The organism is Microbacterium sp. Be9 (assembly GCF_011754135.1).
Lineage (GTDB): Bacteria > Actinomycetota > Actinomycetes > Actinomycetales > Microbacteriaceae > Microbacterium > Microbacterium maritypicum_A.
The window spans coordinates 1133119-1146662 of the sequence record NZ_WNWT01000006.1 but is presented as its reverse complement, the minus strand read 5'-3'; the positions used below and the strand labels follow the sequence as shown (position 1 = coordinate 1146662).

14 protein-coding genes, 1 tRNA gene and 1 pseudogene are annotated in these 13544 nt (G+C 67.6%); 12 read left to right on the top strand and 4 right to left on the bottom strand.

All coding sequences use genetic code 11. The features are described 5' to 3' along the window. Positions 1-26: 26 nt before the first annotated feature. The 3 genes from GLO27_RS16580 to GLO27_RS16570 all read left to right on the top strand — a co-directional run bounded on the left by GLO27_RS16580 (position 27) and on the right by GLO27_RS16570 (position 2007). Positions 27-539: a methylated-DNA--[protein]-cysteine S-methyltransferase gene (locus GLO27_RS16580; protein WP_021199993.1), complete on the top strand. Its 513-nt coding sequence runs from the start codon at positions 27-29 to the stop codon at positions 537-539. A gap of 168 nt (positions 540-707) precedes the next feature. Continuing rightward, the gene (locus tag GLO27_RS16575; RefSeq protein WP_167255759.1) at positions 708-1565 is read left to right on the top strand and encodes a LuxR C-terminal-related transcriptional regulator; all 858 of its coding nucleotides are present in this window, start codon (positions 708-710) and stop codon (positions 1563-1565) included. Between the two features lie 97 nt (positions 1566-1662). After that, the gene (locus GLO27_RS16570) at positions 1663-2007 is read left to right on the top strand and encodes an Lsr2 family protein (RefSeq protein WP_029267189.1); all 345 of its coding nucleotides are present in this window, start codon (positions 1663-1665) and stop codon (positions 2005-2007) included. 45 nt (positions 2008-2052) lie between these two features. Here GLO27_RS16570 and GLO27_RS16565 read toward each other — a convergent pair whose 3' ends face one another. After that, on the bottom strand, positions 2053-2700 hold the full coding sequence (locus GLO27_RS16565) for a MarR family transcriptional regulator (protein WP_081860086.1): 648 nt from the start codon (positions 2698-2700) through the stop codon (positions 2053-2055). An 88-nt stretch (positions 2701-2788) separates the two neighbouring features. On the opposite strand from GLO27_RS16565, the gene idi reads away from it, so the two are divergent. The 9 genes and pseudogenes from idi to GLO27_RS16520 all read left to right on the top strand — a co-directional run bounded on the left by idi (position 2789) and on the right by GLO27_RS16520 (position 10801). Continuing rightward, positions 2789-3310 (top strand): isopentenyl-diphosphate Delta-isomerase, encoded by a 522-nt coding sequence (gene idi / locus GLO27_RS16560; RefSeq protein ID WP_029258655.1) that lies wholly within the window; start codon positions 2789-2791, stop codon positions 3308-3310. A gap of 3 nt (positions 3311-3313) precedes the next feature. Continuing rightward, the gene (locus GLO27_RS16555) at positions 3314-4393 is read left to right on the top strand and encodes a polyprenyl synthetase family protein (RefSeq protein ID WP_029258656.1); all 1080 of its coding nucleotides are present in this window, start codon (positions 3314-3316) and stop codon (positions 4391-4393) included. Further along, complete coding sequence (locus tag GLO27_RS16550; protein ID WP_167255757.1) at positions 4390-5298, top strand: squalene/phytoene synthase family protein; 909 nt, start codon at positions 4390-4392, stop codon at positions 5296-5298. The genes GLO27_RS16555 and GLO27_RS16550 overlap by 4 nt, the downstream gene beginning before the upstream one ends. Then, positions 5244-6896 (top strand): annotated as a pseudogene (gene crtI, locus GLO27_RS16545) (phytoene desaturase family protein); the annotation flags it as partial. The gene GLO27_RS16550 and the pseudogene crtI, both read left to right, overlap by 55 nt. After that, entirely contained in the window at positions 6896-7243 is a 348-nt protein-coding gene (locus GLO27_RS16540; protein ID WP_029258659.1) for a lycopene cyclase domain-containing protein, read from the top strand. The pseudogene crtI and the gene GLO27_RS16540, both read left to right, overlap by 1 nt. Next, positions 7240-7584 carry a lycopene cyclase domain-containing protein gene (locus GLO27_RS16535; protein WP_021200002.1) on the top strand — a complete coding sequence of 115 codons (345 nt, stop codon included), beginning with the start codon at positions 7240-7242 and terminating at the stop codon, positions 7582-7584. Before GLO27_RS16540 ends, GLO27_RS16535 begins: the two co-directional genes overlap by 4 nt. After that, positions 7581-8474: a prenyltransferase gene (locus GLO27_RS16530; protein WP_021200003.1), complete on the top strand. Its 894-nt coding sequence runs from the start codon at positions 7581-7583 to the stop codon at positions 8472-8474. Before GLO27_RS16535 ends, GLO27_RS16530 begins: the two co-directional genes overlap by 4 nt. 27 nt (positions 8475-8501) lie before the next feature. After that, positions 8502-10688: an MMPL family transporter gene (locus GLO27_RS16525; RefSeq protein WP_167255755.1), complete on the top strand. Its 2187-nt coding sequence runs from the start codon at positions 8502-8504 to the stop codon at positions 10686-10688. A gap of 40 nt (positions 10689-10728) precedes the next feature. Further along, a tRNA-Arg gene (locus GLO27_RS16520) sits at positions 10729-10801 on the top strand. 46 nt (positions 10802-10847) lie between these two features. Here GLO27_RS16520 and GLO27_RS16515 read toward each other — a convergent pair. The 3 genes from GLO27_RS16515 to GLO27_RS16505 all read right to left on the bottom strand — a co-directional run bounded on the left by GLO27_RS16515 (position 10848) and on the right by GLO27_RS16505 (position 13464). After that, positions 10848-11345, bottom strand: a complete 498-nt coding sequence (locus GLO27_RS16515; RefSeq protein WP_029258662.1) for an HNH endonuclease — start codon at positions 11343-11345, stop codon at positions 10848-10850. A gap of 309 nt (positions 11346-11654) precedes the next feature. Continuing rightward, positions 11655-12401: a M23 family metallopeptidase gene (locus tag GLO27_RS16510; protein ID WP_036271506.1), complete on the bottom strand. Its 747-nt coding sequence runs from the start codon at positions 12399-12401 to the stop codon at positions 11655-11657. A 361-nt stretch (positions 12402-12762) separates the two neighbouring features. Then, complete coding sequence (locus tag GLO27_RS16505; RefSeq protein WP_021200007.1) at positions 12763-13464, bottom strand: metal-dependent transcriptional regulator; 702 nt, start codon at positions 13462-13464, stop codon at positions 12763-12765. Between the last annotated feature and the right edge of the window lie 80 nt (positions 13465-13544).

The window sequence follows — 13544 nt, the reverse complement described above, 5'->3', positions numbered from 1 at the left end:
TCGAGCCGAGCGGACAGGATGGGGGCATGACGTTCCGCTACGACTTCGCCCCGACGCCGTTCGGGGATGCTCTCGCGGTGTTCTCCGACGAGGGCATCGTGCGATTCGACCTCTCCGAGTCCGAGGACCCGCGCGTGCCCTGGCTGCTCGAAGGCGTGTCCCATCAGTTGAGAGCAGTGCCAGAGCCCGACCCCGGAGCCGCCGACGAACTCGCTCATCTCCTGTCCGACTACTTCGACGGCGAGCCGGTGCGTTTCGACAGGCACATCCGCCTCGACTGGCGGCTCGTCGACGGGTTCGCCCTCGCCGCGCTGCAGACCATCTGCAGCATCGAGTGGGGCCAGACCATGAGCTACGGGGAGGTGGCGATCCTCGCGGGTCACCCCGGGGCTGCGCGCGCCGTCGGCACCGCGTGCCGCATCACCCCCTTCTCGATCATCGTGCCGGTGCATCGGGTGGTGCGCTCCGACGGCAGCGCAGGGCAGTACGGAGCGCACCCCGAGCGCAAGCGGTTCCTGCTCGACCTCGAGGCGCACTGAGGTCGGCAGGCCACGTCGTGGACCCGGCGAGTAGGCCGCCGGGTCCACACGCTTCCCCTGGGAGCCGATGGATCCGACGCCGTCCGCGACGACGACGGTGACGATGACACGGGTGATATCGTCGACGCTACGAAACGGGGAACAGCGTCACCCCGGAAGTAGGTAGTCGTGTCCTCACCCGTCACCCGCGAATCCGAGGCGGATCTCGTCGCGAACGCCGTGCGCGAGCTCGCCAGGCGGACGCGCTTCCCCGTCGCGTTCGGCGGTCTCATCGAAGAAGGCGTCGTGAGCGTCACGAGCATCGTCGGTGCGCGCACGCGGTCGCTGGACGGGCTCCGGGTGCGACCCGAGCGCGGGCTCGGCGGGCGGGCCATGATGGAGCTCCGCCCCCGGATGACGAGCGACTACGGGTCGTCACAGCAGATCACGCACGACTACGACGTGTTCGTCCTCGGCGAGGGCCTGCGCACCCTCCTCGCGCTGCCGATCGTGGTCCACGGCCGTTCCCGCGGAGTGCTGTACGCCGGCGGATGGGATGAGGAGCGGGTAGGCGGTGTGACCACGGCACCCGCCATGCAGGTCGCGCAGGCCGTCGCCGATGAGCTGCGCATCCGCGACGAGGTGCAGCGCCGTCTGCAGGAGACCACGCGCGGCGACGAGGTCGTGGCGCCGGCACAGCGCGAGGAGCTGAGGCAGAGCTTCGCAGAGCTGCGGAGCATCGCCGCCTCCGTGGAAGACGCGGATGTCCGCGACCGGATCACGCAGGTCGAACGACGACTCATGACCCTCGCCGGTGACGTCGCATCACCCGCGACGAGCCCCATCCCCACCGTCCACCTGTCTCCGCGAGAGACCGATGTGCTCGCATGCGCGGCTCTCGGTTCGACGAATGCCGAGATCGCCGCGCAGCTCGGTCTGCGCGAGGGGACCGTCAAGGCCTACCTCGGCACGGCGATGTCGAAACTCGACGCCTCGACTCGCCATGCCGCCGTGGCGAGGGCTCGCCGCGCCGGACTTCTCCCCTGACCACACAGAATTGATTTATTGCGTATAGCGCGTCACATTACCGCGGCTCGCTATTCGCAACTTGTCGCATTTCCTCGGAGCGAGTAAAGTCGCGATCATGGCGAGAAGAATTGTGCATCAGCTGGTCGACGACATCGATGGCAGCGTCCTGGAAGTGGGCGAAGGCGAGACGGTGCATTTCTCGCTCAACGGCACGGCATACGAGATCGATCTGAATGCCGCGCATGCGGAAGAATTGCGTTCGGCGTTGGCGCCTTATGTGACAGCAGGCCGAAAGGCCGGCTCGTCGAATTCTCCGCGCGCGACATCGACTCGCAAGCGACCTGCACGAAACCCTGAGGTCGCGGCCATCCGCGCGTGGGCGAACGAGAACGGACACAAGCTCTCCGAGCGTGGCCGCATTCCCGCGCAGATCGTCGACGCGTACAACGCGGCGCACTGATCGCAGACCGATATCGTCGAGTTCCCCTGCTGAAGCAGGGGAACTTTACGCCCCTTCCTGCACCCAGGCTTCGTCGCGGAGCGTGATCTCCTCCGTCATGTCCGTGAGGAATCGGATCACGGTTTCCCTTTCAGCGGGAGTGAGACGGGCGGCAGAATAGAAGCGCTTCGCCTGCTGACGACCGACCGTCTCCATGGCTGCATGTCGCGTCTCCGCGGTGATGGTGATCTCCAGTGCCCTGCGGTCGGTGGGGTGAGGGGCACGCGTGATGTGGCCTCCCTGCTCCAGACGATCGAGGAGCTTCGTGGTCGCCGCGGTCGAGACACCGAGGTGGTGCGCGATTCCCCCCGGCGTCGCCACCAGGTTCCGGTTCGCGCACACGATCAGATAGTGCAACGCACGCATGTCCGTCTCATTCAGACGCATGTATCGACGTGACGCCTGGGACAGCGCCTGCTCGGCTTCGCGCAGTCCGGCGAGCGACTCCATCACCCGGGCGATCTGCTTCAACTCCTCCGGCGGAACACCGCTGCGATCGATCAGGACGCTGCGGGGATCACTTGCCTCGACGTCGTAGATCGCCGAATGGACGAGCCCGTCAGGCGTATCCGCGGACGTTCGCGATCCGCCGTCGCCGACGGGGAGCGAATCCTGCGCGCCCGCGTGCGGGCTGGTGCCGGGCTCCGTGGTCATGCGATCATGTTACACACCAACAGTTTCATGCTAAGTTGACTACTCACCAAGTTAGATAAATATGAACGCTCGAGATCTGGGAGATGCCATGGACGACGTGACCCTCCTCGCCGAAGACGGGACAGCTCTCGGCACGCTCCCGAAGAGCGAAGTCCACACGAGAGACACTCCCCTGCATCTCGCCTTCTCCTGCTATGTCCTCGACAGGGAGGGGCGGCTGCTCCTCACTCGTCGAGCGCTCGCGAAGAAGACGTGGCCGGGCGTCTGGACGAACAGCTTCTGCGGTCATCCACGACCGGACGAGACGATGGACGAGGCCGTGCGCCGACATGGCGTCGGCGAGCTCGGCATCCACCTCACCGAGATCCGCATGGCACTCCCCGACTACCGCTATCGCGCGGTGGATGCGAGTGGCATCGTCGAGAACGAGATCTGCCCCGTGCACGTCACGATCCTCGACGGCGACCCGGCCGCCAATCCCGATGAGGTGTCGGAATGGATCTGGGTCGAAGTCGATTCGCTGATCGAGGCTGTCACGCATGCACCCTTCGCGTTCAGCCCCTGGCTCGTGGAGCAGCTGCCGCAGCTGCGACAACTCGGCGAGGTGTGACGCATGAGCGTGACGACGACCGAGGAATCGCTCGCGACGCGGATCGAGGAGGCGCTGCGTCATCGATTCTCCGAGAGGAGCGCCGCCGCAGAGCGGTACGGGAACGAGTTCGTGGGGCTGTGGCGGGCCGCGGAGGAGCACGCCCTCGGCGGAAAGCTCATCCGCCCCCGGCTCCTCCTGGATCTGACGCACGCGTTGGCCCCCGCTCCCCTGACCGCCGATGAGACGCGCACGGCCATCGATGTCGCGGCCCATGTCGAACTTCTCCACTTCGCCTTCCTGCTGCACGACGATGTCATCGACGGCGATCTGATGCGACGACGGCGTCCCAATCTGATCGGTGCGCTCGTCGCCGAGCACGCGGCGCGACCGACCGAAGCCGCCCTGCACTGGGCCCGATCGAGCGCGATCCTGCTCGGAGACCTGCTCCTGTCTTCGGCGGTGCTGGGCTTCGCCCGAGCGGACGTGATGCCCGAAGCCCGCGATCGTCTGCTCGGCCTGCTCGAACAGACCATCTTCGAGACGGTGGCCGGCGAGCACGCCGACGTCGCCCTCAGCGACGGCATCATCGCCCCCGATCTGCGCACGATCCTCTCCACGAGCGCATACAAGACGTCGACATACTCCTTCGTGCTCCCGCTGCGCGCTGCGGCGGTGCTCGCCGCCTCGTCGGCTGCGACCGAGGAGTATCTCGCCATGATCGGGTTGCACCTCGGCCTCGCCTATCAGCTGCAGGATGACCTGCTCTCCGTGTTCGGAGACCCGGAAGAGCACGGCAAGGACCCGTTCTCGGATCTACGCGAAGGCAAGGAGACCGCGATCATCGCCTACGCCCGCATGACGAGCCAGTGGGACGACATCGAACTGCACTTCGGAAGACCGGATCTCAGCCCGACCGACGGTGCCGCTGCCCGTGATCGACTGCGCGAATGCGGCTCGGAGACCTTCGTCCGAGGCTTGGTGCAGGAGCACCTCGATGCCACGGACGCCGCACTCCTCGAAGCGGAAGCCGATGGTCTGCCCCCGGCGGCCGGACAGGTACTGCGCACCCTCGCCTCCCGAGTCGGAAGTCGCAGTCGATGAACGCGGACGCGGCTGATCGTCGGGACAGCACCGCCCTCCGGCGCTTCAACCGCACGGCGGAGATCGCGACGACCGATGTCATCCGCAGCTATTCGACGTCGTTCGGACTCGCGACCCGTCTTCTCGGACGCCGTCATCGCCAGCACGTCCGCAACATCTACGCGATGGTGCGCATCGCCGATGAGATCGTCGACGGCGTCGCCGCCGAAGCTGGTCTGGACGTGACCGCGCAATCCGCCGCGCTCGACTCCTACATCGCGGAGACGCATCGTTCGATGCGCAGCGGCTACAGCAGCGATCTCATCCTGCATGCGTTCGCGCGGACCGCGCGCGAGTGCGGGATCGGCGAGGACCTGACGCAGCCGTTCTTCGACTCGATGCGCGCAGACATCGACGAAGACGCCGGCTTCGCCGCCTATGACGTCGAAGCCCACGCGGCGTACGTCTACGGCTCCGCCGAAGTCGTCGGTCTCATGTGCCTGCGGGTGTTCCTCCGGGATACCGAACGTGCGCCCGAAGACCTCGCGACGCTGCGGCACGGCGCCCGTCAGCTCGGTGCGGCCTTCCAGAACGTGAACTTCCTGCGCGACCTCGCCGATGACACCGACCGCCTGCACCGCGGCTACCTCGGCGGCGCTGCGCGTCTGACCGATGCCGACCGGGACGCATGGGTGCAGACCGTGTTCCGGCAACTGGCCGACGCGCGTGACGCTATCCCCCTGCTGCCGAAGGACGCCCGCGCGGCGGTGCGCAGCGCCCTGGCTCTGTTCGCCGCTCTGACCCGCCGTGTGGCGCAGACCCCCGCCGACGTCCTCTACCGACGCCGGGTACGCGTTCCGGATCCGATCAAAGCCGCTCTCGCCGCGCGGTCCGTGTTCGTCACAGCGATGGAGCGGGACCGATGAGCCGGGTTGTGGTGATCGGTGCCGGAGTCGCCGGTCTCGCGACCGCGGGACTGCTCGCCCGGGACGGGCACGAGGTCGTGATCCTCGAGAAGAACGATCGCGTCGGCGGCCGCGCCGGGACGATCGAACGCGACGGCTTCCGTTTCGACTCCGGGCCGTCCTGGTATCTGATGCCCGAGGTCTTCGACCACTTCTTCGAGATGATGGGCACGACGACCGATGCGCAGCTCGATCTCATCCCCCTCGATCCGGGATACCGGGTGTTCCGCGACCCGGATGCGGTCGGTGGCGGATCCGGTCCCGTGACCGTCCCCGCAGGACGCGATCAGGTCACCGGACTCTTCGAAGCGCTGGAGCCCGGCTCCACGGCGACGCTGGACGCCTACCTCGACTCCGCGCAGCATGCCGGAGCGATGGCGCAGAAGTACTTCCTCTACAACCCCTTCACACGCATGCGTTCGCTCCTCGCCCCCGAGGTCCTCCGAGCACTGCCGCGCCTCTCCGCCCTGCTCGGAACACGCCTGCAGTCCTTCGCGGCCCGGCGCTTCACGCACCCCGTGGTCCGACAGATCCTGGGCTATCCCGCGGTGTTCCTCGGCACCGACCCGCGAAGCGCGCCGGCGATGTACCACCTGATGAGCGCCCTCGATCTCGACCAGGGAGTCAGCTATCCGCAGGGCGGCTTCTGGCGGGTGATCGAGCGGATCGAGGCGCTGGCGCGCGACGCGGGGGTCCGCATCGAGACCGGGGCGGAGGTCACCGGAATCCGCACCCAGGACGGCGGCGACGGTACCCACGTGACCGGCGTGGGCTGGGTCGACGCCTCCGGCTCCACGCACACGGAGAGCGCCGATGTGGTGGTCTCGGCGGCCGATCTGCACCACACCGAGACGGCGCTGCTTCCACCCTCGCTGCAGACCTACCCCGAGTCGTGGTGGGCACGGCGCACCAGCGGACCGGGCGGCATCCTCGTGATGCTCGGGGTTCGCGGCACACTCCCCGAGCTGCCGCACCACTCCCTGTTCTTCACCGACGACTGGGACGCGAACTTCGACGCGATCTTCGGTGCCACGCCGACCGTTCCCGAGCCGGCATCGATCTACGTGTGCCGGCCGAGCGCAACGGATCCCGACGTGGCCCCTGCCGGCAGCGAGAACCTGTTCGTGCTGATCCCGGTCCCGGCGGACGTCGATCTCGGACACGGCGGACCCGACGGAGCGGGATCGCCCGAGATCGAGCGCGCCGCGGATGCGGCGATCGATCAGATCTCGGCGTGGGCGGGGATCCCCGACCTCCGCGAACGCATCGTCGTGCGCGAGACGACCGGTCCCGCAGACTTCCGCGACGACTATCACTCCTGGCGCGGAGGAATGCTGGGGCCGGCGCACATCCTCTCGCAGAGCGCGATGTTCCGCGCGCAGAACACTTCTCGGCGCGTGCAGGGCCTCTTCTACGCCGGGGCCACCACCGCGCCCGGCGTCGGTGTCCCGATGTGCCTGATCAGTGCGGAGATCGTCCTCAAGCGCGTCCGCGGCGACCACTCCCCCGGCCCGCTCCCCGTTCCCGGCTCTTCCGCTGCCATGACGGAGGCGCCCTGATGGGCGTCGTGTATCTGGCGGCCCTCCTCCTGTCGCTGAGCTGCATGCTGCTGCTGGATTGGCGGTTCCGCCTCTTCTTCTGGCGCGACGCGGTGTCGGCCGCGGTCGTCACGGCCGTCGGCCTCGTCTTCTTCGTGCTCTGGGACGTGGCGGGCATCGCCAACGGGATCTTCTTCCGGGGCGAGGGCGCGATCGCGTCGGGTCTGCTCCTGGCCCCCGAGCTTCCCATCGAGGAACCCGTGTTCCTGGTGTTCCTCGTGGTGTGCACCATGGTGATCTACACCGGATCCGCCCGGGTCATCTCCCGACGCCGAGCGCGGCGGCGCGACGAGGCGGAGGCATCATGACCTACCTCCAGCTCTCCGCCTGCTTCGTGGCTGTCGCCACGTTGGGCGGAATCGGGCTCGCGCTCGCCTCCCGCACGCGCGGCCCGCGCCCGCTCGCCGTGCTGCTGACCGTGGTCGTGCTGTTCGTGCTCACCGCGGCGTTTGATACCGCGATGATCGCGAGCGGCCTGTTCCACTATGCGCAGGACCCGCTGCTCGGCGTGCACGTCGGCCTGGCTCCGATCGAGGACTTCGCCTATCCGCTCGCGGGGGCGCTGCTCCTCCCGGCCCTGTGGACCGCGATGCGTGCCCGGCGGCGGGCGCACGATCGTCGACCGATCGATGAGGAGACTTCACGATGAGCACCGCCGCAGCTCCGCCGAGCAGCATCGGACGAGACATCGCCCAGATCATCCTGTCGTCGCGTCCGATCAGCTGGATCAACACCGCCTTCCCCTTCGCCGCCGCCTACCTCCTCAGCACCCGCGAGATCGATCTGACATTCGTGATCGGCACGCTGTACTTCCTGATCCCCTACAACCTCGCGATGTACGGGATCAACGATGTCTTCGACTACGCCTCCGATCTGGCGAACCCGCGCAAGGGCGGCATCGAAGGGGCTCTCCTCGCCCCTCGCATCCATCGAGCGACGCTGTGGACGGCCGCGGCGACCAACATCCCTTTCCTGGTCTACCTCGTCGTGGTGGGAAACCCGGCGTCGTGGCTCTGGCTGACGGTCAGCGTGTTCGCGGTCATCGCCTACTCCGCGCCTGTCCTCCGATTCAAGGAGCGCCCGTTCCTGGATTCCGTCACCTCCAGTACGCACTTCGTGAGCCCCGCCATCGTCGGGCTCGCCCTGGCCGAGGCGCCCGTGACCGTCGGCGCGGCGATCACGCTCGGCGCCTTCTTCCTGTGGGGCATGGCCGCCCACGCCTTCGGAGCTGTGCAGGACATCGGCCCTGACCGGGAAGCCGGGATCTCGTCTATCGCGACGGTCATCGGCGCACGCGCGACGGTGCGACTGTCGGTGTCGCTGTGGGTGATCGCGGGGGCGGCGATGCTGCTGACCCCCTGGCCGGGCACGCTCGCCGCCGCCCTCGCGCTGCCCTACATCGTCAACGCGGCGCCGTGGTGGAACGTGACCGACGAGACCTCCGCCTCCACGAACCGCGCCTGGCGACGTTTCATCGCCCTGAACTACTTCGCCGGCTTCCTCGCGACGATGATCCTCATCCTCGCCTGGATCTCCTGACCCCCAGCTCCGCCCGAAAGGAACCCGATGTCCCGCCCCGATGCCACGCCGACCCCGCCCGCGAGGGAGCGTTCACGACGACACTCCTGGGTGCGGATCTTCCTCCCCGTGGCGCTGATCCTCGTCTGGCTGGTGGGTGCCTCACTCGGAGGGCCCCTGTTCGGCAAGGTCGACGAGGTGTCCTCCAACGAGCAGACGACCTACCTCCCCGAATCGGCGGATGCCACCCAGGTGCAGAAGCTTCTCGGGGAGTTCAACGACAGCGACTCCATCCCGGCGATCGCCGTGTTCACGTCCGACGACGCGCTCACGGCGTCGGAGATCGACGCGATCTCCGACGCCGTCGCGAATGCGCCGAAGGTGGAAGGCGTCGGCGACGAGGTCTCTCCGGCGCTCCCCTCCGATGACGGGCAGGCGGTGCAGGCGTTCATCCCGATCGACGCCGATGCCGAGCTCGCGGACGTGACGACGGCTCTCGGCGAGGAACTGCGCGACGCGGTCCCCGACGGGGTCACCGTGTACATCACAGGACCCGCCGGCTTCAGCGCCGACCTGGTGGCCGGTTTCGCCGGCATCGACGGGCTGCTCCTCGGCGTCGCCCTCCTCGCGGTCCTCGTCATCCTGGTGCTGGTCTACCGATCGTTCCTCCTGCCACTCGTCGTGCTGTCGACGAGCCTGTTCGCCCTCTGCGTCGCTCTGCTCGTGGTGTGGTGGCTGGCGAAGTTCGAGGTGCTGCTGCTCAGCGGTCAGACACAGGGGATCCTCTTCATCCTCGTGATCGGCGCCGCCACCGATTACGCGCTGCTGTTCGTCGCGCGTTTCCGCGAGGAACTGCGCATCGCGCAGGACAAGGGAACGGCGGTCATGGCGGCATGGAAGGGCTCGGTCGAACCGATCGTCGCGTCGGGCGGCACCGTGATCGCCGGACTCCTCTGTCTGCTGCTCAGCGATCTGAAGTCGAACAGCACCCTGGGGCCGGTCGCGGCGATCGGCATCGTGTTCGCGATGCTCTCGGCTCTCACCCTGTTGCCGTCGCTGCTGCTGCTCTTCGGCCGCGCGGTGTTCTGGCCGCGACGCCCCCGCTTCGAACCGGAGGTCGTCGCGGCCGAGCACGGTATGCGCACGACGGGCCTGTGGGCACGTCTCGCCGGCCTCATCAAGCGCCGTCCACGGGTGATCTGGATCGTGACGACGCTCGTGCTCCTGGCTGGGGCGGCGGGCATCACCCAGCTCGACGCCGATGGCGTGCCACAGTCCGACCTGGTGCTCGGCGCGTCGGAGGCCCGCGACGGACAGGTCGCGCTCGGCGAGCACTTCCCCGGTGGATCCGGAAGCCCCGTATACGTGGTGGTGAAGGAGGATCGGCTGCAGGATGCGGCTGACGTCCTGCTCGCGAACGACGGTGTCGACGGGGTCTCCGTGACGGCCGCCGACTCGCCCAGCGGCAGCGCCCCCGTCACCGAGGACGGCATCTCGGCGATCGGAGCACCCGGCACGCCCGCACCCGAGCCGACGACGGTCGACGGAGAGGTGCTCCTGCAGGGCACCCTGACCGATGCCGCCGACTCCGCCGCCGCCGCGTCGACCGTGCGCGAGCTGCGTGGCGAACTCGACGGCATGGGCGCGCTCGTAGGCGGTGTCACGGCCACGTCGATCGACACGAACGATGCATCGATCCACGACCGGAACCTCATCATCCCGGTGATCCTCGTGGTGATCATGTTCATCCTGATGCTGCTGCTGCGGTCGATCCTCGCGCCGGTGCTGCTGATCCTCACGACGGTGCTTTCCTTCGGCACGGCGATGGGGGTCTCCGCCCTCGTCTTCAACGGGATCTTCGCGTTCCCTGGCGCCGACCCCGCGGTTCCGCTCTTCGGGTTCGTGTTCCTCGTCGCGCTCGGCATCGACTACAACATCTTCCTCATGACGCGCGTCCGTGAGGAATCGAAGGCGCACGGGACTCGGGAGGGCATCCTGCGTGGGCTCTCGATCACGGGCGGGGTGATCACCTCGGCGGGTCTCGTCCTCGCCGCGACCTTCGCCGCACTGTCGGTGATCCCGATCCTCTTCCTCGTGCAGCTGGCCTTCATCGTGGCCTTCGGCGTGCTCCTCGACACCTTCGTCGTCCGCTCGCTGCTGGTTCCCGCCCTGACCTACGACATCGGCAAAGCCATCTGGTGGCCGTCGAAGCTGTGGCGGCGCGGAGAGGACTGAGACGTGGCGGCGTGCATCCGGTCGCTTAGACTGGGTGCACGCCCTCGTAGCTCAGGGGATAGAGCAGCCCTCTCCTAAAGGGCAGGTCGCAGGTTCGAATCCTGTCGCGGGCACGACGTCGAAGAGGGGCCATCCGAAGGGTGGCCCCTCTTCGACGTCTCAGGCGGCGAGCGCCAGGTAGGGCTCCCACCGTGGATCGCTGCGTTCGGTCCCCCGCACCGTCCAGGCGGTGCCGTGCGGAGGACGCGGAGTGAAGCGCAACTGCCAGCGCATCTCCTGCGGTGTGCGATCGCTCTTGACGTTGTTGCAGCGGAGGCAGCAGGCGACGAGGTTCTCCCAGGAGTCCGCTCCCCCGCGCGAACGCGGCAGCACGTGATCGATCGTCGACGCCGCCTTGCCGCAGTAACCGCAGCGGTGGTTATCGCGGCGCAGCACACCGCGACGCGTGACCGGCACGCGCCTGCTCGTCGGAACCCGCACATAACGCGCCAGGATGATGACCGCCGGGCGATCGTAGACGCCGTGGGTGCCCCAGACGGGGTCTTCCTCCACGCGTTCGATCACGGTCGCCTTGTCGTTCATCACCAGCACCAGGGCTCGTTTGAACGACACGATCGCGAGCGGTTCGTATCCGGCATTCAGGACCAGTGTGCGCATTCGTCATCCTCTCGATCCGCCGGGACCGCTTCCCGGCACTCTCGACTCACACGAGGTCGTGCAGGAGGCAGATCGAACGCGGGGACGAAAAAAGGCGCCGTCTAAAGACAGCGCCTTTCGCGCACGGCAACGCCGTGGCATCCCTGCGGGCTATGCAGAAGGACGTGACGACCGAGGGCATCCATGGTTCGGATGGTCGGTATTCGCTCCATCAGCCTCTCCCACCTGTACGACAACGGGATCAGGCTAACCCATCCCCCTGGGTGCAGGGCGAAACGGCGGATGAATGGAAGGAGGCGTGTCCGGAAATCAGCCGGCGTTGACGGAGAGCCAGGACATCGGCTCGACGAGTCCGCCGTTGATCCAGACCTCGAAGTGGAGGTGGTTCGCGGTCGAGCGACCGGTGCTGCCGACGTAGCCGATCAGCTGTCCGGCGGAGACCGTCTGGCCGACCTGTACCTGACGCGAACCATAGAGCATGTGGCCGTACGTGGTCTGCAGACGCTGACCACCCACGACGCTGTCGAGCATCACGGCCACGCCGTAGCCGCCGATGCTCTCGGCGGAGGCGCGGACCACACCGGCGGCAGCCGCGTAGATCGGGGTGCCGGCCGGGGCGAGCATGTCGGCACCGTTGTGCCCACCGCCCACGGTACGGCTGACGTTCCACGATCCCATCGGAAGCGGATAGCGCACCTCACCCGATCCCGGCGACGTGAGCGCGTAGCCCGCGGTGTTGAAGCGGGAGGAAGTCGATGCGGTGGAAGCGGCAGCGGCAGCGGCACGGGCGGCAGCAGCCTCTTCTGCCTTCTTCTTCGCGATCTCCTCGGGAGTCGTCGCACTGAACGTGCCGCGAGCGAGCGGCGCCGCGGTGGCCTGGGAGGCGACGACGAGCGACTGTGCGTCGACGGCAGCAAGCTGCTGCACGGTCGTCGGCGCAGCCTCGCTCGGCTTCGACGAGGCGAAAGCGGGCAGGGCGATGCCGGCGACGAGTGCGCCGACGGCCCCGAAGATGGCGATGGATCGGAGTGGCTTGACGGCCTTGCGAGCACTCACCCTCGCGCCGGTGCGGCGGGCGGGTACGCGGTCTTCAGATGTCTTCTTCGCGGGCGGTTCGATGTCTGCGGCCAAAACTTGGTCCTCCTGGGCCCTCACGCTGTTCGGGTCAGCGCTGGCTCGTCGGCACTCTGCTCTCGTGGCACGAATGTAGCTCGGGTACTTTGTGCGTTCCTGCCGTGAAGACGACGAGCCTGGAAGGCGATCTTCGCGGGTTCATCTCCAGCGGGCTTCTTCGCTGGCGACTTGACCGAGGTTACCGGAAGATAACGATCATGTCACCCTGGGAAACTGGCAATCCTCGCAGAAGCCCGCGACCCCCCGTCTGCGTGGCGGTGTCGCACCCGGATTCCTCGCGGGATCAGGCCGGTTCGCCCACCAGGAAGATGTGCGATGCCAGCTCCACCGGGAGCTCGAGGCCGTCTTCCTTGCCGTCCATCTGGATGAGCACGTAACCCTCGCTGAAGCGGAAGTCGCCGTGCGCTCCGGGAACGACTCCCGCATCGCGCAGCTGCTCGAGAAGCTCGGGATCGACCTGCGCGGGCTCGGCGAGACGACGGACCGTGCCCTCGACCGGTTCCCCCGCCGCATTGAGACGCTGGACGAGACCGATGACCCCCTCGTCGAAGGTGCGCGCCGGCACGTCGCCGAGCTGGTCGAGACCGGGGATCGGGTTGCCGTACGGCGATTCCGTCGGGTGTCCGAGCAGCTCTACCAGGCGACGTTCCACCTGCTCGCTCATCACGTGCTCCCACCGGCAGGCCTCTTCATGCACGAACGCCCAGTCGAGTCCGATCACATCGGAGAGCAGACGCTCGGCGAGACGGTGCTTGCGCATCACGTCGACCGCCTTGCGACGGCCGGCGTCGGTGAGCTCGAGCGTGCGGTCTTCCGAGACGATGACGAGCCCGTCGCGCTCCATCCGACCGACGGTCTGCGACACGGTCGGCCCCGAGTGGCCGAGGCGCTCGGAGATGCGCGCGCGCAGCGGCACGATGTTCTCCTCCTCGAGTTCGAGGATGGTGCGGAGGTACATCTCCGTGGTGTCGATCAGGTCGGTCATGTGCAGGCCCTCCGAGGTTCTTAGGCAAGCCTACATTCCCGGACCGACATCGGACTCGCTGCGGTCCGGAGACATGCCGG